The sequence below is a fragment of the Marivirga harenae genome, assembly GCF_030534335.1.
Lineage (GTDB): Bacteria > Bacteroidota > Bacteroidia > Cytophagales > Cyclobacteriaceae > Marivirga > Marivirga harenae.
On record NZ_CP130565.1, the window covers coordinates 1,362,915 to 1,383,346 of the forward strand.

Annotated in this window: 15 protein-coding genes and 1 pseudogene; 12 read left to right on the forward strand and 4 right to left on the reverse strand. The window is 36.4% G+C overall.

The window, feature by feature from the left end; all coding sequences use genetic code 11:
- Positions 1-118: 118 nt before the first annotated feature.
- From Q3Y49_RS05800 to Q3Y49_RS05820, 5 genes are all read left to right on the forward strand, one after another.
- Positions 119-367, forward strand: a complete 249-nt coding sequence (locus Q3Y49_RS05800; protein ID WP_303271343.1) for a type B 50S ribosomal protein L31 — start codon at positions 119-121, stop codon at positions 365-367.
- Between the two features lie 135 nt (positions 368-502).
- On the forward strand, positions 503-1,924 hold the full coding sequence (locus Q3Y49_RS05805) for a pyridoxal phosphate-dependent decarboxylase family protein (protein ID WP_303271344.1): 1,422 nt from the start codon (positions 503-505) through the stop codon (positions 1,922-1,924).
- 322 nt (positions 1,925-2,246) lie between these two features.
- Positions 2,247-2,822 carry a hypothetical protein gene (locus Q3Y49_RS05810; protein WP_303271345.1) on the forward strand — a complete coding sequence of 192 codons (576 nt, stop codon included), beginning with the start codon at positions 2,247-2,249 and terminating at the stop codon, positions 2,820-2,822.
- 537 nt (positions 2,823-3,359) lie between these two features.
- A complete protein-coding gene (locus Q3Y49_RS05815) occupies positions 3,360-5,669 on the forward strand; it encodes an FG-GAP-like repeat-containing protein (RefSeq protein ID WP_303271346.1) in 2,310 nt (769 codons plus the stop codon).
- A gap of 301 nt (positions 5,670-5,970) precedes the next feature.
- The gene (locus Q3Y49_RS05820; RefSeq protein WP_303271347.1) at positions 5,971-9,099 is read left to right on the forward strand and encodes an FG-GAP-like repeat-containing protein; all 3,129 of its coding nucleotides are present in this window, start codon (positions 5,971-5,973) and stop codon (positions 9,097-9,099) included.
- 292 nt (positions 9,100-9,391) lie between these two features.
- Here Q3Y49_RS05820 and Q3Y49_RS05825 read toward each other — a convergent pair.
- Positions 9,392-10,494 (reverse strand): annotated as a pseudogene (locus tag Q3Y49_RS05825) (IS91 family transposase).
- A complete protein-coding gene (locus tag Q3Y49_RS05830; RefSeq protein ID WP_303271348.1) occupies positions 10,491-11,258 on the reverse strand; it encodes a tyrosine-type recombinase/integrase in 768 nt (255 codons plus the stop codon). The pseudogene Q3Y49_RS05825 and the gene Q3Y49_RS05830 overlap by 4 nt, the downstream one beginning before the upstream one ends.
- A gap of 397 nt (positions 11,259-11,655) precedes the next feature.
- Here Q3Y49_RS05830 and Q3Y49_RS05835 point away from each other — a divergent pair, with 397 nt between their 5' ends.
- The 7 genes from Q3Y49_RS05835 to Q3Y49_RS05865 all read left to right on the forward strand — a co-directional run bounded on the left by Q3Y49_RS05835 (position 11,656) and on the right by Q3Y49_RS05865 (position 16,910).
- Positions 11,656-12,426 (forward strand): hypothetical protein, encoded by a 771-nt coding sequence (locus Q3Y49_RS05835; protein WP_303271349.1) that lies wholly within the window; start codon positions 11,656-11,658, stop codon positions 12,424-12,426.
- A gap of 312 nt (positions 12,427-12,738) precedes the next feature.
- A complete protein-coding gene (locus Q3Y49_RS05840) occupies positions 12,739-13,116 on the forward strand; it encodes a nuclear transport factor 2 family protein (protein WP_303271350.1) in 378 nt (125 codons plus the stop codon).
- Positions 13,117-13,346: 230 nt separating this feature from the next.
- Positions 13,347-13,493, forward strand: a complete 147-nt coding sequence (locus tag Q3Y49_RS05845) for a hypothetical protein (RefSeq protein WP_303271351.1) — start codon at positions 13,347-13,349, stop codon at positions 13,491-13,493.
- Entirely contained in the window at positions 13,466-14,659 is a 1,194-nt protein-coding gene (locus Q3Y49_RS05850) for a DUF6920 family protein (protein ID WP_303271352.1), read from the forward strand. Before Q3Y49_RS05845 ends, Q3Y49_RS05850 begins: the two co-directional genes overlap by 28 nt.
- 13 nt (positions 14,660-14,672) lie before the next feature.
- Entirely contained in the window at positions 14,673-15,035 is a 363-nt protein-coding gene (locus tag Q3Y49_RS05855) for a VOC family protein (protein ID WP_303271353.1), read from the forward strand.
- 35 nt (positions 15,036-15,070) lie between these two features.
- Positions 15,071-15,898: a heparin lyase I family protein gene (locus Q3Y49_RS05860; RefSeq protein ID WP_303271354.1), complete on the forward strand. Its 828-nt coding sequence runs from the start codon at positions 15,071-15,073 to the stop codon at positions 15,896-15,898.
- A gap of 361 nt (positions 15,899-16,259) precedes the next feature.
- Complete coding sequence (locus tag Q3Y49_RS05865) at positions 16,260-16,910, forward strand: DNA alkylation repair protein (protein WP_303271355.1); 651 nt, start codon at positions 16,260-16,262, stop codon at positions 16,908-16,910.
- A 205-nt stretch (positions 16,911-17,115) separates the two neighbouring features.
- On the opposite strand, the gene Q3Y49_RS05870 is transcribed toward Q3Y49_RS05865, so the two are convergent.
- Together Q3Y49_RS05870 and Q3Y49_RS05875 are read right to left on the reverse strand one after the other, a co-directional pair.
- On the reverse strand, positions 17,116-19,641 hold the full coding sequence (locus Q3Y49_RS05870) for an ABC transporter permease (protein WP_303271356.1): 2,526 nt from the start codon (positions 19,639-19,641) through the stop codon (positions 17,116-17,118).
- Between the two features lie 10 nt (positions 19,642-19,651).
- A complete protein-coding gene (locus tag Q3Y49_RS05875) occupies positions 19,652-20,350 on the reverse strand; it encodes an ABC transporter ATP-binding protein (RefSeq protein WP_303271357.1) in 699 nt (232 codons plus the stop codon).
- Positions 20,351-20,432: the final 82 nt, after the last annotated feature.

Here is a 20,432-nt window from a genome sequence, read left to right on the forward strand (position 1 = left end):
TTAACCAAAAATATATCACGGATAAACAGGAAGAGGTTTGGAAAGAACAAATCCTTCCCTTATTTTTGCATTCCTTTTAAAAGAATTGGTTGGAAATCAATAATTTAATTTACTAGTTATGAAAAAAGATACTCATCCAGAATACAAAGATGTTGTTTTCTGGGATACTCAAGCAGACGTGAAATTCTTAACGAGGTCAACAATGTCCTCTGAAGAAACCATCAAAATGGACGATGGGAAAGAATATCCGGTAGTTAAAATCGAAGTTAGTTCAGCTTCTCACCCTTTTTATACAGGAAAGAAAATTTTCTTGGATACTGCAGGCCGTGTGGAGAAGTTCAACCAAAAATACAAAAAGAAGAAATAATATTAAATTATCACTTCTTATCAAAAGTCTCTCTGATGTTAAAATTGGAGAGACTTTTTTATTTATATACCCTTGAGACTTATTGCATAATTAATTTACCCGTATATTTGAAAATAAGGTTTAAGCAAGTATTTAATGGATATAGAAGAATTTAGAAAGCATGCACATTCCATGGTGGATTGGATGGCAGATTACCTGCAAAATGTAGAGGATTACCCTGTTTTATCAAATTCAAAGCCCGGTGATATAAAAGCGAAACTACCCCTCCTGTTTCCTGAAAATCCTGAAGACTTTACAGCAATTTTTAAAGATTTTGAGGACAAAATCATGCCCGGGATTACGCACTGGGAAAGCCCCAATTTTCTTGCTTATTTCCCAGCCTCTAAAAGCAAGCCATCAATCCTGGGTGAAATGATTATGTCTGTTTTGGGTACTCAGGGCATGGTATGGCTCACTTCTCCTGCCGCAACCGAACTGGAAGACCGTATGATGGAATGGATGCGTGATCTGTTGGGTTTATCCAAAGACTGGACAGGTTCTATTCAGGATACAGCCTCTACCGGAACTTTCAATGCATTAATCACAGCACGGGAAAAAGCCAGTAATTTTCAAATCAATGAAAAAGGCTTTTTCAGAATGCCAAAATATAGAGTTTATGCTTCGGAACAGGCGCATAGCTCCATAGATAAAAATGTGAAAATCGCGGGTTTTGGTTATAAAAATTTAGTCAAAATTCCCGTGGATGAGCATTTTGCTATGATTCCTGAAAAGCTAGAGGAGAAAATTCAGAATGATATTGATTCTGGCTACGAACCATTATTTGTATTGGGTGCTTTAGGCACTACCGGGACTACCGCTGTGGATCCATTAGAGAAGATTGGGGAAATCGCGAAGAAATATCATATATGGTTTCATGTAGATGCCGCCTATTCCGGTGCAGCATTGATTTGCCCTCAACATCGATGGATGAGTAAAGGGCTTGAACTAGCAGATAGCATGGTTTTTAATCCGCATAAATGGATGTTTGTTAATTTTGATTGCAGCTTATATTATGTAAAAGAACCTGATTTACTCAAACAAACCTATAGTATCACTCCAGAATACTTGAAAACAGATGCGGATGAGGAGGTTAATAATTATAGGGATTGGCACATCCAACTAGGCCGAAGGTTTAGAGCATTGAAGTTATGGTTTGTTTTAAGAGAATTTGGAGCTGAAAAATTAAGGTCAATAATTGACCATCATATTAAATGGGCACAGGAATTAGAAAGCGAAATTAAACAAACGGATAATTTTGAAATGTTGGCTCCAGTTCCAGTTAATCTTTTATGCTTCCGATTTAATAATGGGAAAATGAGCGAGGAGGGATTAAATCAGTTCAATGAGCAGTTGTTGAAAAATGTTAATGCCACTGGTAAAATATTTATCACCCATACTAAACTAAATGGGAAGTATTCACTAAGATTGGTAGGTGGGCATGCTGAATTGACTAAAGGTCACTTAGAAAGAGCATGGGGCTTGATTAGGGAGACAGCATCAGCTTTACAAAGGAGATGATGTAGCTCTCCTCTCTACTAAGAAAGAAGAACTACAAAAGTTGTAAGCTTGGATATCGTGAAGTAGAAGGGGTACTTAGTAATACCGTTAGCATTGATAAGGAAACCAGGAAAGTATGTGAATTAGTATGCTTTGGCATGTGTTTTGTTGTTTTTCTGCAAAGAAATATAACCATAGCAGTCAAGAATGAAATAGTTTGATTTTTATTAACCGTTAAAACCCATAGTTTAGTGTTATAAAAAGCTAAAAATATCAACTTTAACATATCATTGTCTCTATCAACCTACATTCGATGACTAAATTCACCTTTAAATTCGAGCTTATGAACTCACAAAAAATGAATCCTTTGTTTCTTACCTGTCTGGCCTTTGTAATTTTTTCAATGGTAGGTTGTAGTGAAGATGAAATTGAGTCAGGGCAATTAATTGTAAATGGTAATCTTGAGAAGGGCTCAACTTCTCCAGATGGTTGGACGTCAAATACCGGCAATCCAGACAATTTTAATTTCATTTGGACAGAAGATGAATCATTTTCTGGAAACAAATCAATAAGTATATCAACACAAACTGCTGATGCAAGTGAATTTGCCTATTGGGTTCAGGCCATTTATGATGATCTACCAACTGGTAAGAGCGTTACACTCAGTGTAAGAATAAAAGGGAACTTGAGTGGTGAAGGAGTTGCAGTTGTATTAAGAGGTGATGATGCCAGTGGAAATATGGAGCAGTTTGTAACCACAGAATCCACGGAAGATATTACTGGAGTTTTCGATTGGACAGAATACAGTATTAAACTGGATAAGGTAGATGCTAGCACGAAAAGTCTACTAGTCTTTTTAGTATTCTCATCTGATACAAGCGGAGAAGTATATTTTGACGATATCTCTCTTACTTATTGAAATGGAAGAGAGTATATAGAACAGCATTTTGAAGAATACTTTTAAAGCATTTTTGCAAGCTCTCCAAGGGATCTCTGTTTGGCACCAAGAACCCGAATTCCCTTTAATACCTTTAAAGCCACCTAGCCCTTGTTGGCAAAGAGGATACCAAAAAGGCGGAGTTCTAATTCATGAATTAAACTTGCTAGGGGTCATTCTTAATTGAAAACAGGACATTTGGAAAGAATTTGGTATTAGGTTCTAGAAGCAAGAAATATGCTGAGGGCTTACTTTTCATTAGCTTTTTGAGCTCTGGGAGTCTAAAATATTTTTGTTATATTTATCATATCAGTTCAGATACATCCAAAACCTAATTTCCATGTTGTTTGCTGGAAGTGTAAGTATTGATAAAATAGCTTATGGCGGGGGAATCAATAAAAGAAAAAATAGTTCATTTAAGTAACATTGCTGTGGTTACGGAGAGAAGCACTTCGAAAACCACCACCAAGCCATATGCTTAACGTTAGAGATTATTTTTTGTACACATATAGCCAAAACATGAGGAGACTTTTATTTGCAAGCCTGATTTTAACAGTGACTATAAACGCTTTTAGCCAATCATTTACACTTGAAGAAACATTTCAAAACGGATTACGAAGTGGAAGTATTTCTTGGGGGGATATTAACAACGATGGCAACCTAGATTTCATTCAAACCGGAAACGATATTGATGCCACTGCTACAACACGGTTGTTTATAAACACTGGTTCGACTTTTGAGCTTCTAAACACTGATTTGCCAAACATATTTGAAGGAGCCTCAGACTGGGGTGATTATGATAATGATGGTGACCTAGATTTGCTTTTAGCTGGTTCCGGTACAGACGGACTTCTCACTAGACTATATGACAATATCGAAGGAGAATTGATTCTAAATGGAGCTGTTTCATTACATGGTATTGATAGAGGATCAGTTGAATGGGGGGATTATGATGCAGATGGAGATCTTGACCTTTTGATCTCGGGTCAAGACGGTGAAAGCGGATCAGTGACTAAGATTTATAATAATGAAAATGGAACATTCACCGAAGTAGAGACTAGCCTAACTGGTGTTTCATTTGGAATTGCTTCTTGGGTAGATTTTGACGGAGATGGAGATCTGGACGTAATGCTATCCGGATTTACTAGTACTGGACCTAAGGTTTCAGAGCTATATGAAAACACAGGAACAACATTTTCATTAGTATTTGAAGACTCATTTAAAGGCTTATCCGAGAGCTCACTGGATTTTGGTGATTACGATAATGATGGAGATCTGGATTTTCTCGTAGCTGGTTTTACAAATTCAAATACTTCGTTCACAGCAATTTACCAAAATAATGGATCATCATTTGATATAGTTTTTGAAGGCTCGCTTCCAAATGTAATCGAAGGAACAGTTTTGTGGGGAGATTCTGATAATGACGGTGATTTGGATATCTTTATAACAGGAAATACTGTCTCAGCAACTGATAAAATTGCACAACTCTATTCTAACAATGGAAGCGGATTTGACCTTGAATCATCATTTGATGAGGCCGGGCAAAGTGCAGCAGCCTTTGCTGACTATGATTCTGATGGAGATTTAGATATTTTTATCAGTGGTCAAAGAAATGATTTCACTATATATTCTGGTATTTATGTAAATGAAAATTCCAATGAAATTCAGGCAAGCAATGCTAATATCAAACCTATACCCCCAAGTGGATTAACTTCTCAAATTGAAAATGATGCAGTTGTATTATCATGGGATTTAGCATCCGATAACAGCACACCTCAAGATGCTTTAACTTATGCTCTCTTTGTTCGTAGCGAATCAGATACATTAGTAAATCCTTCTTCGCTAAGCGATGGGAAAAGAAAGCTTGTAAAGAGAGGAAACTCAGGAAGTAGCAATTCATTTAACTTCAATTATGAACTAGACCCTGGAGATTATTTTTGGAGTGTCCAATCTATTGATAATGCATTCGAAGGATCGTCTTTTGTGGATGAAGAATTATTTCACATCAATTTTCCTCCAGTTATAAGTGGCACTTCTTCGTCCTTAGCCACTCCCGAAGAAACGAGTTTACTCATTGAAATACAGGATTTAGAAATAGATGATCCGGATAATGAGTTTCCTTCTGACTTTACATTGACGGTTTTAGAAGGTGCCAACTATACATTTACAAACAATGAAATTACTCCCGAATTAGATTTTAATGGGATGCTTTCTGTTCCCGTTTTGGTTAACGATGGAACAGATGATAGTGAAATAGCAGAAATAGCTATTGAAGTAACTCCTGTGAATGATCCACCAGTGATTACAGGTTCAAATGTTACATATAGTACTCCAGAAGAAACAAATTTGACTATTGATATTAATGACCTTATCGTTCAAGATCCAGATAATAAATTCCCAACTGATTTTTCTTTGGAAATTGGCGAAGGTGACAACTATACGCAATCCAATAATGTAATTACTCCTGACAATGGATTTGTTGGAGTAATTAATGTGCCAATTACCGTCAATGATGGGACGGATTCCAGTGAGCCTTTTGATTTAATGGTTGAAGTAATGCAAGTACTTGGACTAGATAAAGATTTTATACAAGACAATTTTGCGGTATATCCTAATCCCACAACAGATTATGTAATTATCCAACCCAATGAAACTTCTATTGCTTACGATCTAGCAATTTATGATATAAACGGAATCTTGCTATTTGCTGACAAAATTTTAACTAACAGAAAAAAAGAAATTGACCTACGCAAGTTTAGTATTGGTCTCTATTTACTTAAGATTTCAAGTGAATCCAAAGTTGGAACAATGACTATTTTAAAAGAATAGCATGACTAAACAATCTCTAACAAACATTGAAATGAATATGCGTACTGAGTACTTTGAATGGACATTGCAAGCTGCTAGCTTTGGTGCTTCTAGCAACTTGGGCGCATACTCATTTTAGTTAAGCGTTACCCACAATATGGTTCAGCATATAATAGAAAAAGGTTATTTATCGTCAACCTTCTCCTCCTATATACTGAATTTGAAAATAAAGCATAAGACTCAAAGACATGATTAATTATTAGTTTTAAAAACTAACTTCGTATTTACTGAATATCAAATAATTACTTACTCTACTTTGACCATGATAAAGATCACCCATTGTAAATTTCTAGTTCTATTTTTTCTAATATGTACTTCAACAATACTCAAAGCCCAAGAATTTAATGAAGATATAAATTTCAACATTCCAAATGCAAATTATATAGATCTTGGTGATTATGACAATGATAACGACCTTGACCTATTAGTAGCTCATGAAGATTCGGGAATTGAAAATCTATCTATCTATAAAAATATAAATGGAACCTTTCAATTAAGTCATACTTTACTTGAAAATGTAAGAGTTCAAGCGATTTGGGGAGATTTTAATAATGATGATAAGTTAGATATTCTTGCCAGCGGTTTTGAGTGGGATACATTTGAGAATTTTATCTGTATATTAAATATAAGCGAAACAGCCGTTGATACAGCTTTCTATACAAACGATTACAATGTTTCTAATCCAAGTTTATCTTGTATAGATTTTAATAACGATGGTTTTCTTGACTTTTTAATTACGGGTGAAGATACTGATCTTTCAGGAGAAATTTACACTCGCTTATATAAGAATAACGGTGATAATACCTTCACTAATTTAGCAAATCACGGAATTACACCTACAGGGCAGGCAAGCATGGACTGGGCTGATTTTAATAATGACGGTTATTATGACCTTCTAATTGCTGGTTTTGCGGAGGATTTTTCAACTGAAAACGTGACTGATGTACTAATTAATAATGGTAACGAAACATTTTCCAAACTTGGAGGTGATTTCTATAAAGTATTCAATGGAACATCTAAATGGATAGACATAAACAATGATGGGGATTTAGATATTATATCTACAGGTGGTGGAAATGATGGGTATAGGATGAGTATCTACCTAAATAATGAAGGGGTATTTATAAATAGTACATTAGCTGCCGATTATAATTTCCCAAATGTTACAGAAAACTTCCCCGCAGGAATATCATTGGTAGATTATGACAATGATGGAGACCAAGATATCTTTATAAGTGGTAGAGGTGGTGGATCCACAAATCCAATTGCAGTAACTAAGCTTTTTCAGAATACAGGTTCTGATTTTATTGAGGTAGAAAATATAGGGATAGAACAGCAATACCTTGACTTTACAATTTTTGCTGATCTTAATAATGATGGAGATAAAGACTTAGTATCTCTCAATCGGTTTACGAAACCCATTATTTATGAAAATTCGAGAGGTAATAACATATACACAAATAATACAAAACCTCTTCCTCCTACTAATTTTGAATATGAACGCTCAGTTACCTCAGCATTATTTTCATGGAATGCTGGAAGTGACAACCAAAGCAATAACGAAACTTTAGATTACAGCCTATACGTTAGTGATAATTCTTTAAGTCAGAATTTAATTTCACCAACTGCCAGTATAAATAGCGGTTTTAGGAAAATATTCAAGACAGGTAACACAATTGACCGATCTAGAAAATTAGAATTAAATAGTGAAGGAAATATTTATTGGGGAGTTCAAAGTATTGATGGAGCATTTATTGGCTCCAACTTTTCTACAGAGCAATCTTTCTATTTTATTAAAGGAACATTTCCCACGCTAAAAGTATTAAATGAGCCCTTAAGAGTAGAGATTGAGTGGATAGATAATTCTAATATTGAAAATTCCTATCAATTATATAAGTCTACTAATTCTAGTAACTTGGAATTATTTAAAACCCTTAACGCTAATGCTACATTTCATATTGATTCTGTTGTATCACCAGAGAGCTCTTATAATTATAAATTAACTGCCAAAAATGATATCGAAGAGTCGGTAGGTATTGTAAATGAAGTAATTTTACTAGACCGTCCAATCAAATTTAACTATTCCAGTCAAGATTCAACATTTAGTTGGGAAGATAAATCCTCATTTGAACACGGTTATGTTATTCAACAAAGTATTGATTCCAGTAAAAACTTCATTTCATTTGATTCTATAGCTGCTAACTCCACTAATTACCAAATAAAAAGCTCATTAAATGAAGGACTCTACAATTTCAGAATACATGCATTCAATCAATACGGTAGAAGTAATCTTTCTGACACGCTAGCAATTCCATTCATTAAATCTCCCTCAAATCTCCAAGCAGCTATTTCTTTTAATCCTAATTCATTTAATCTTTCTTGGATGAACAATTCCGAGATAGCTGAAAGCACCATTGTGAGTCAAAGTAGTAATGGTAGTGATTTTGAGATCCTTGATTCATTAGATAGTTATATAAACCAGTACATTATTACTGAAGGAATAGAATCTGAAAAAATTTACACCTTCAAACTTGAAGCGTTAAAAGATTCATCTAGATCACAGGAAATAATTGTGGAGAAAATAATTTTAAATCGTCCTGAGGGACTTAAATATGAAAAACAGGGGGACAATATCGTATTCTCTTGGGATGATAAATCCTCATTTGAAGAGAGTTATACAATTGAACTATTGAAAGACTCTTCAAATAACTTTATTTCCTTAGATTCTATTGGTAGCAATGAAACAACAACTTTAATAAACAATAGCCTCTTAACTGAGGGCACTTATAAATTTAGACTTCATGCTTTTAGCGAAATAGGGAGAAGTAATTATTCTGACACTCTCATTTTTGAGAAAATTAACGCACCCTCTAATCTACAGATAGAAATATCCTATCAACCTAATATAATAAATTTAACCTGGACTAATAATTCAGAAATAGCGAAATATACAGTTATTAGTAGAAGCGATAATTCTGAAGATTTCATTATAATAGACTCTGTAGATATTAGTGCAGATCAGTTTATCATTGAAGAACCAACTTTAAATCAAGCTCCAGTGTCATTTAGATTACATGCAATTACGGATTTATCACGTTCTCAATACATCTTTTCTGACGGAATTATTACTTCTAATAGTAATGTTAACAACGAAATTATTAAGATATTTCCCAATCCAGTACAAGATTATTTACATATCCAAAACAATGAAGCGGATCAAGAACTATCAGTCTTTGTAAGAGATTTTTCTGGAAAGACATTATTTCACAAGATAATTCCTGCAGGAACAAGTAGTAAAATTGATGTGAAAAACCTAAACCCGAGCATATACATTCTTGCATTGAAGGATCATCAAAATAAGTGGAAAAGGTTTAAAATAGTAAAGAAATAATAAACGTGGGTAAAACAACTAAGCATTCGTGTGGTCGGTACGACCCAACATGAATGCTAGGTTGAGCGAATCAGAGGCTGGCAAGAACTGCAAGCCCCTTATGGGTAAATTGAAGCATTGGGGGTGAGTTTCAATGCTCAAAAGCGGCCACTTCTAAGCTGGCAGTATAATCAAATCGGATTTTTCCAGATCTCAAACTAGATCATTTTGATTTTAGCAGACATGAAAAAACTGATTTTAGAGCATAGTTTTCCCACCACGTTCACAGCCGTTTGAGTTTTTAGTATTCATGTTATTTTTTGAGCCAGTGGCTTGGGGGCCTCTTTTGTCAAAGACGGCCACCGTCTGTATCTTTCTTTTTTTACATGTAGGTCAGATGCCCAAGCATGTGCCTTTAAACTCGAGGATGAGCAGCTTAAGTTTACCGATTTGTGAATCTACGATGACTTTGTATTCCTTTTTGCATCCGCCTGAAAGAATACCAAAATGCCTTATACTAGTAAATCCTTTGGGCAATATATGCATGGCAAATCTTCTATTAAATTCTGCCGATTTTAAAGGCACGATGTGCTTTTTGCCTCCTTTCCTGTAGTCCTTGGCAGAGAAGCTGACTCCGTCTTTGCCCACATCGGTCAACCTATGATTGCTGATGGCCACTTTATGAGTATATCTGCCCAGATATTCCACTACTTGTGCCGGACCGTAAAAAGGCTGCTTGCAATAGATCACCCAGTTCTTCATGAACAACTGTTGGCCTTACTGCTTTGTCAGCAGCTGCTCTCTCCTCAAGGCAGCAACCATCTTAGCCCTAAAGACTTTGCTCATCGCCTTTACCGGGAAAAGGTATTTACCCTTTCCCTTACCTTCTTTCCATTTTTGCGATCGGGTCAATCCTCCGGAAGGAATGATACAGTGCAAATGGGGATGTAGGCTTAAGTTCTGCCCCCATGTATGAAGCACAGCAATCATGCCGTTCTGGGCTCCCTTGAACTTGGGAATGGCAGCAAAATCCTTTACCACTTGCCAAGCTGTTTTGAACAATAGCGCATATAGCAATCTGGGCTGTTCCAAGGCGGCTTGATTAAGTGTGTCTGGCAAGGTGAAGCCGGTATGGAAATAGGAAGTGTTGAGCAAGTCCTTTTCTCTTTCCCGCACCCATTTTTGTTGCAGGTGGCCCTGGCATTTTGGGCAGTGCCTGTTGCGGCAACTGTTATAGCTGATATGCAATGTATGGCATTTGGGATTGTCACAACGGTCTACGTGCCCTCCCAATGCAGATGTCCTGCATTTTGCCAGTGCGTACAGCGTCCTCCTTTTCCAGCTGTTGTGGATAATGTTGGGAAGGTGGTGCAGCTCTTGTCTGATGGCCTGCGCCACTTCAAAGGCCGGTATCATTGCGGATAGAGTTTTTCCAAAGGGGAAAAAGGCAAAGCCCTGCTTACTCTTGCCACATGCAGGTAAATCAATGTAGTCTCAATGTGTCCATGACCCAGCAAATCCTTGAGCGTGATGATATCGGTGCCCATTTCCAGCAAATGAGTGGCGTAGCTGTGACGAAGAGTATGGGCGGTAATTTGCTTTTTGATGCCTGAATGTTGGCGAGCCTGTCGCATGACCCATTGAACTCCTCTGGTTGAAATTCCTGTAAAGCCTCCTTCTTTATCAGCCTGTCCATTAAAAAGATATTCCACTGGTTTTTCAGCTTGCAGGTAGGTTTTAACGCCTCGGATCAGCAAGTCGCAAACTGGCACATAGCGGTCTTTTCTTCCTTTTCCTTGTTGAATATGAGGCTGTGCCCTTTCCAAGTCTAGGTGAACTAATTTAAGATTGCACAGCTCATAATTCCTTAAACCCCACCCATATAATAATGCCATCATTAACCTGTGCTTGAGCAGTTTTGGAGTCTTTAAAAGCAAGCGCACTTCCTGCTGGCTCAACACCACGGGCAAGGCCTTCTGCCTTTCAATGGATGGCAATATGACCCTGCTTTCTGTTCGGTCAAATATTCTGTAGAGGTAGCGGAGCCCGTAGACGGTATGCTTGAAAAAGATGTCAAAAGGCGTCTTCCTTTTAGACTTCAACATGTGCAGGTAATCCAATATTAGCTCTTCATCGAGTTCCAGAAGATCACATTGCAGGTGCAGACCTATATGTGCCAAACACCTCCCGTAATTAGTGAGTGTACTCTGGCTCTTGCCAGCAATATCAATACTACTTCTCAGCCTTTTATACTGTAGGCCGAAGCCCAGCACATTTTGAGAGGCTTTTTCGATCAGAGGTTTACTTTTTTTTCATAACTTAGAATTTAATGAATGAATACACAACCTAAGTTACGGAAGTCTGAACAAAACGGTAGGCTTCCGCCCTTAGGCGGATTCGTTCAACACTTAATATAGGTCATTGGGCTGATAGTGCAAAAGTTGAAAATGATTACATTTGAGGAAATATATAAGTAATTGGGTTTTTGGAGCCTTGAAGAGCCCAAAGCCCGATATTCTTAACGATAGCCACAGACCTTTAGTGAAAAACATTTATAAACTCAACAATTAAGAATCTATGAAAAAATTAATCCATTGCCTCTTCATTTTTATTGTTCCCTGCCTTCTGTTCTTGGGTTGCAGCGAGGAAGAGCCAGAACCTAACATTGCTAGTTGTAGAATTACAAACTACAAATACAGTGATGATTCAGATGTAAGAACCTTTAGCTACAATTATTCAAATAATTTAGTTTCTTCAATCGACTTAACCATAATTCTTTATGAAAAAACTTACACCCTTTCTGCTCAATTAGAATATGATGATCAGAATAGGATTGTTTCTATCAAGACAGATGATGAAAATTATGTAGGTATTACTTATGATAATTTATCTATCGAAGTACGAACCAACAGATCAAGATTGTCGTCTCCAATTGTGGACAATTACACTTTAAATGATAAGGGGCAGATAATAGAGTGGGTTGGTCACGTAACAGAAGAATATGATTACAATGAAAAAGGTCAGTTGATTAGAGAGTATGCTACTTGGAGTAATGGAGAAGAAGCATGGTCTGCCGAATTTCAGTATGACAATATGCGAAATCCATTTGAAAATATTCCCGCTAAAGTAAATTGGTCAATACCTACTGGAGAAGATGCACAAATAATGTTTGATTTTGCTTTTAAAAATATGATGTCAAATAATATTATAAAAGCTGATTATTCTAATCCAGATGGAGATGTATACGTAAGTAAAGAATATGAATTTACCTATGATTCGAATGATTACCCAATATCAAGTACCATTGGAATAATTGATTCGGAGTACTCATATGATAGTTGCGATTGATTGTCCACCAACTTAAAGTTACAGCGAACTGTTAGTAATAATTAATTGGAATGATAATAGAAATAGTTCTTGTTATTTCGCAACGCGATTTTAGAGTAACCTCATGAAATCAATGGAATGCAAAAGAATATAGTATTACATCATAAACGTTGGTAACATATACTATCATCCATAAGCTCATTGAGCTCTTTGCATAGTAGGCTAGTATCATGAGATACTTTTAAAGATATTTGAAAAGTTCAGCTTACATATGATAGTTGGACGTTTAAACAAGCCAAAGAAGCAGCGTGCTGAAATTAAAAAATCTGTGAAATGACAAAAATTATTTCAAACCTTAATTGTGGAAACTCACCTAAAATGGGGTTTCTAATGGACTTCAATATTGCTTTTGCAAAGGGAGACTTGGAATTTATTGCCGATAGCGTAACGGATGAAATTGTTTGGAATATAATTGGCAATAAAAAAATTGAAGGGAAGCAAAAATTCGCAGAGGAGTTGGAAAAAATGAAATCGACAAAAGTTGCGGAATTAGTTCTCAACCAAATTTTATCGCACGGAAAGCAAGGGGCTGTAAATGGAACTATGAAATTACAGAAAGGAAAAGAATATGCATTTTCGGATTTTTATATTTTCCAAGGAGCAAAAGTTGCGAAATTAAAATCGATAACATCATACATAATCGAGATTTAACAATAACAAAAAGCACGGATGCCTATAGGTTGAGAAATATGAACACCGAAATAAAACAATATAACGAAAATCAAGAATTGAAGGACGGGGAAATATGCAACCTGCTTGCTCTGAGTATAGAAAAAGCACTGACTGATGTTCAAAGTGAAATTTGGCACGGACACCCAGTTTGGCTTTTAAACTGAAATCCAATAGTTGGTTACTGAAAACAAATGAAATCTTAAAGATTAATGTTTTGGATTGGAGCAGGCGTTGACGAAAAGGATTTCAATATTCCTGGCGAAAAATTTAGGGATGCTTCCGTTTTTTATAATTCGATAATAGAGATTGGTGAAACGAAATTAAATAAATGGCTCCAAAAGCTGTACGTTTCTTAGCCTTAAAGAATACAAAGAAAACAATGCGAATAGCTTTAGTCATATTAATTGGGATACACGGAATTATCCATTTATTCGGATTCCTGAAAGCATTCGGAATATCTGAATTTAACGAGATTTCACAAGCGATTTCAAAAACTTTCGGAATATTTTGGTTCTTGACTTTTCTACTTTTGGCTATTACAATCGTTTTATTTCTTAATCATTCTAGTTATTGGTGGTTAAGCGGGTTTTTAGCTGTAATAATTTCGCAAGTGTTGATTTTCAACTTTTGGTCTGACGCAAAATTTGGGACAGCAGCAAACGTAATTATTCTATTAGCTACAATTCTCGGATACTCAAGTTTTAATTTTAAGCATAAAGTCAACCAAGAAAGAATAAGTCTGTTTGAAAATGCGGAAATCCAAAGCCAAGAAATCGTCACCGAAAAAGCACTTGCTGATTTACCACTAATTGTTCAAAAATGGTTGACTAAGAGCGGAATAATTGGTAAAAAATTCATTTCCAATGTGCATTTAGTTCAAGAACTGCAGCTCAAATTGAAACCTGAACAAGCAAATTGGAATAATGGTACGGCAGAACAATATTTTACTGTTCAACCACCAGCCTTCAATTGGAATATCAATGCTGAAATGAACTCGATATTGAGGGTAGTGGGTAGAGACGAATTTGTAGATGGTGAAGGCGAAATGATAATCAGACTTCTTTCACTCATTCCAGTTGCAACTGCAAAAAATGACGAAAAGATAAATCAAGCAAGCTTGCAAAGATATTTGGCAGAAATCGTTTGGTTTCCTTCAGCGTCTTTGAGTCAATATATAAAATGGGAGACTATAGATGACTATTCTGCAAGAGCAACGATGGAATATAAAGGAACTAAAGGTTCAGGCGAATTTCATTTTGACAGAAACGGAAATTTTGAAAAATTCGTGGCCATGCGTTATCAAGATATTAATGATGCCAACCCTACGGAATGGAGCGTAAGAGCCACCAAAATTGAAGAAAAAAATGGAATAAAAATACCAGTAGAATGTGAAGCATCTTGGAAAGTGGAGAATGCTAGATGGACTTGGTTAAAATTAAAAATTACAGACATTCAATATAACGTGAAGGAAATGCCGGTGGGCAACTCCGTATATAAAAAATACGGCAAACAGCATCACTAAAACCAAAAGGGAAATGAAAACCGAGTTCATAGAAATATCACCAGTTCTGCCTAGTCAAGATATTGACAGGGACGTAGATTGGTATGAAAAAAAAGTTGGATTCAAATGTCTTCACAAGGACCATATGTACGCTGTTTTGAGGAGAGAAAACCTTTGGTTTCACCTACAGTGGCATGCAGATACTGAAGATGACCCTCTTCTCGGAGGGTCTGTAATGAAGGTTTTTGTGAGGAATGTAATCCCAATTTTCGAAGAGTTGTTAGAAAGAGGAACGATAAAAAGAGAAAAATTGAGATTAAAGACGGCTTGGAATACTAGCGAATTCGGGTTGTATGATTTGAATAACAATGCCATCTTCTTTGTTGAGGACTTATGAAGAAAAAAACGTTTTTGTAGCCAATGAAAATTAGAATGAAATTAATATTGATAGGGCTTGTTTTGATAATGGTATCATGTTCAAAGAATGATGGTGTAGCGCCCGAAAATGAGAATAGAGATGGATATTTATTTGAAGATGGATTTGAAACCTCAGGAAATGATTTGTCGGAATTGTTTCCAAATGATGGAAGCCGGTGGAGTAATTTGCAACAAGTTGATACCAATGGTGGAGAAAATGAGATAGATTTAGAAAGTAGTATAGTATCAGAGGGAAACAATTCTTTAAGAATCTATGCGAGAGCATCTGATAACACCCTATCAAAAGCGGACATAGAAAAGGCTGGGTTTAATGCGCCAGAAGGTTCAATAGTAAGTATTAGTGCAAACTTCTACATTGCTTCCACGGAAAATATAGAGAATCTGTTATTAATCGACCTGGAGTGTTGTTCTTGTTGGGACCCAAGAGTACCAGATAATCAATGTCCCGGAATAAGATTAATGATGAAGGATAATGACTATTTATCTATAGAAAGAGGTAAAATTTTAGGCTCAACTATTGTACAATCTGAAATTGCTTTTCCAAGAAATGAGTGGGTAAATGTAGTTTGGGAATTGAAATTATCTCAAAATAACGATGGTATAAATAAACTCTTCATTAATAATCAAGAAGTTTTATCCGAAAGCGGTATGAATATGCCAAATAAAAGTCTCTTTGAAACTGAATTTGCTAACAATGGAATTGACTTTGAACTGCAGGAACCTTTATTCTATGAAAGATTCCAAATTGGAGCAACTGCAAATCCAACACCCTTCGATGTAGAATTATTTATCGATGATGTGAAATTTGAAATAATGGAATAAAACGAAAAAAAGATTGAGGTTAGCAGATGCTTGCCAAAAGGCCAAGAAAAAGAGCGGCTAACAAAAAAATGCAATCCTTTTTTCGCGGATGGATTTGAGCTTACTACCAGCATGACCGCGGAGTACATATTCCTTGTGCTAAATCAATCCGTCATGACTCCAACTTGATATGCCAGATGATAGGAATGGTATCAAGAAAGGGAGACCGAATTTTTCAAATAGATTTTTATGCATTATTTTAGGAGTAATTAAATATATTTAAAGCAATATCAGCTATAGTCTCATTTTTGAAAGGTGATCAAAGCACTAAGATTCCCAATCAAAACGATCAATTGAAATTGAGTGGCGCTATAAATAGTAAATGGATATAGAACTATCATCAAAAGCTAATAACATTAATTCTCAAATCAGCCAGAACACCAAGCTGGGGGATCTTCGAAAAATCGACAGAGAAATAAAAAAGGACCATGATTTAGCCATGGAGCTTTGGTCTACAGCTAAGTTTTTATCCCGTCAATTAGCTATTTTAATCATGGACAAAAAGCTTCTGACTCAAGAATTGATTGACAAACTAGACAGTGATATTCAAGAACATGAATTTGAAGAAGGAAATCAGTTAATTGATTGGTTGACGGCAAATCAGTTAAGTAAAGACAAGAAAATGGTCTCAATTATAGCGTCTTGGCAAAACAGTACTTCGAAGCTTCAAAGAAGAGTTTTTTGGTATTATCAAGCGAGATTAAGGTGGACAGGGAATACAAATCACCCCAATACTAAGGATTTATTAACGACTGTAGAATCAAATATGGCAAATGAAGAACCTGAAGTGCAATGGGCAATGAATTTTACAGTATGTCAAATAGGTGTCTGGGATGAAAAGTATCGAAAACAATGTATTGCAATTGGTGAAAAAATTAGGTTGTATAAAGACGAACCCGTTCCAAAAAATTGCACTCCTGACTATATACCGGATTTTATACCAATAGAAGTTGCCAAATTGAATAAGAAATAACACATCTCAGGTCGTATTAAGCTGCATTAAAATGCGGTTTAAATGACTTATTGAATTCTTATTTTCTCCCCTATTCCTCGTTTTTAAGTCTTGAAGAGAACAAGTACTACATGATTTTTATGGCCAGCTGGACAAATAAATTTTGCCATGCTACTAGTGCCATTTAAACATTAGTAGCAAGCTTGAAATATTTGCAAGACAAAAACTAAACCTCTTTCCTCAATATTTCCAAAGGCGGCTTATTCACTACTGATCGGCTATTTATTAAACCTATAAATACGGTTAATGCAGTAATAGCAACATAAGTAATTAGCACGGCCAAAAGATTGGGAACAAAAACAGTTTCAAAACTAAAATAAGCCAGTCCCCAAGCAGATAAAATGGCGATGATGATGCCTGTCAAACTCGCAATACTTCCCAGAAAGAAATATTCCATAAAGTTGATACGTACGATTTGTTTTCGGCTTGCCCCTATCGTTCTCAGCAGAACAGCTTCCTGCATTCGTTGGAATTTACTGATATTTACTGCTCCAATTAATACGATCACACCGGTAATGATGCTAAAGAAAGCCATAAACTGAATCACAAAGGAAATTTTACCTAAGACTTCATCCACAGTTTTCAAGATCAAATCCAAATCAATGATGGAGATATTGGGGAACTGACTGACTACCTTTTGTTGGTATTTCGCAGAGGTTTCAACTTCTTCATAGCGCGTTAATAAGACATGGAATTTTGGTGCTTCTTCTAGAACCCCTTCCGGGAAAACTACCAAGAAGTTGGTTTGCACTCTTTGCCAATCAATCTCTCGAATGCTCCCAACATAGCATTGGATTAATGCTCCTTGCACATTAAAAGTAAGCGGATCACCCAGACCAACTTTCATATCTTCTGCTAAGCCATCTTCAAGTGAAATAAATATGGAATCACTCGGATTCTCTACTTTTCCTTTCCATTCTCCCGCTAAAAGGGTTTCCGAATCAATTAGATTGTCCCGGTAAGTTACTCGATATTCTCTTCTCAACACCCAATTTCGGACTCCTGCCGTAGTATCTTCTCTAATTGCGTCAACAGATTCTCCTTTTAAACTATGAAGTTTCATGGTGACTATCGGCACTTCTGATATGACAGGCAAACTGTCCTTTTCGGTAATATTGATTACCTCATCCACTTGATCACTCTGAATATCGAAGAGCACCATATTAGGCTGATTATCGCTACTGCTCAGTTTTACTTTATCCAATAGCAAATCTTGGCTCAACATCAGTGTAGTGATTAAGGCCGTGCCCAATCCAATGGTCACTACCAGTATTAAAGTCTGATTATTGGGTCTATATAAATTGGCCAAGCCTTGTCGGGTGGTGAATGCCGCTTTTTCTGGGAGATACTTTCTTACTGCCCAAATGATAGCTCTACTCACGCCCATCAAGATTAGGGCGGCCAATAGCAATGATGCAGTGAAAACTCCCGCTTCCTGAAGGGAATCAAGCTGTAAATAGGAGAATCCGAAAACGAAGATTATCACTAATAAATAAACAAAACGACTCGCTTTAGAGGTTTTGCCCCAGCCCAAACTTCTTAATACATTTAAAGGAGAAACTTTGCGGATCTGCAAAAGCGGAACCAATGCAAAAAGTATTGAAGCCAATAAGCCAATTAAAATCCCTTGAAAGAAAGAACTATAACTAAATGTCAATTCAATTTCAAATGGTAAAAAATCAGCAAATAATTGGGGTAAGAAATATTGGATACTGCTTCCTATCAAGGCTCCAATCACTGAGCCTATCAATCCTATGACTGCAATTTGAATGAGGAATATCCACATGCCTTGTAAAGAAGAAGCACCTAAACATCGTAGAATGGCTACTGATTTTACCTTCTCTTTTACATAAACCTGCACTGAGCTGGCCACTCCTATACAGCCCAAAAGCAGGGCAATAAATGCTGTTAAATTAAGAAATCCGGTGAGGTCAGAATAAGCGTCTCCTAATTCTTCTTTTCGCTCCTCTACATCATCAAAGCGGATTTCTTCTTTTTCCAAACGGGGTTTTAAGACCTCGTTAAAATACTTTTGATCATCAACGCCATCAGGAAATTTCACATAGAGTTTATAATTGATTCGACTTCCCTTTTGCATTAATCCGGTTTCTTCCAACCTGGAAAAGGGAATAAATACAGGCGGAGCAACTGTAGTGGTAATGGCAGATTGTCCAGGCGTTTTATTGATTTCACCTGCAATGGAAAACACATAATTTCCTATCCTAACCGAATCATCAGGGTTCATATTAAACTGCAACATCAATGATTGATCTACCAATGCTTTCTGGCTATTGTTATAGTTTTCTGCGGATTCAAAAGGAGTGGTTTCAATCGCTCCATAAAATGGATAATTGGCTTCGACTGCTCTAACATTTATGAGTCTTGTCCCGCCATTTTTTGGAAAATAGACCATACTGGCAAAAGCTCTTTCCTCAGAAAGCTGAAGGTTTTCATCTTGTAAAAACTGATAAAGAGAATCAGGAAAAGGACTCCTACTTTCTAGCTCTACATCAGCGCCTAAAAGTTCTTTGGCTTCAGAATTAATTTGCTCGGTGAGATTATCTCCAAATGAATTGATGGCTACTAAAGCCGCAATGCCGAGCACGATACTGCTCATAAACAGAAATAGACGCGAGCGATTTCTGCGACTGTCGCGCCAAGCCATTTTCAGTAACCAGTTTAAATTTTGCATGAGAATGGTTTTATGCTTCTTGAGATGTTAAGTTGGCAGAATCTTTAATCAGCTTTCCGCCTTTGAGCTGTAGTACGCGGTCAGTTCTTTTTGCCAGCTCTTGATCATGGGTCACTAAAACCAAGGTGGTGCCTAATTCTTTATTCAAATCAAAAATCAGAGCTTCAATGGTGTCGCCTGTCTCTTGATCTAAATTACCGGTTGGCTCATCGGCAAATAAGATTTTTGGTTGGTTGGCAAATGCTCTTGCAATGGATACCCTTTGCTGTTCTCCACCTGAAAGTTGAGAGGCATAATGATGCATTCGATCTCCCAAGCCTACTTTTTCTAGTAAATCTACTGCTATGGGTTTTACATTTTTCTTTCCCAATAGTTCCAACGGAACCATCACATTTTCCAAAGCTGTGAGAGTGGGCAGTAAATTAAAGCTTTGAAAAATAAATCCGACAGAAGCATTTCGAACAGCCGCTCTTTCATCTTCCGTAAGTTTTTCCAACTGTTTTCCATCAAGTGTAACAGAACCCGATCCTGCTTCATCTAGTCCCGCGCATAGTCCTAATAAGGTAGTTTTGCCACTACCGGAAGGTCCGATTATAGCGCAACTACTGCCTGCTTTTATTTCAAAATTTATGTCTGAAAGTACGGTTAAGGACTTTTCCCCTGATTGATAGGTCTTGCTTAGATCTTGGACTGCTAAAATTTGATTCATTATGATGATTTAGTAATTCAATTAAAAGAAAACGATGGAACTTATAAACAGTTTTAGGAATGTGATAAATGGTGTGCGGGAA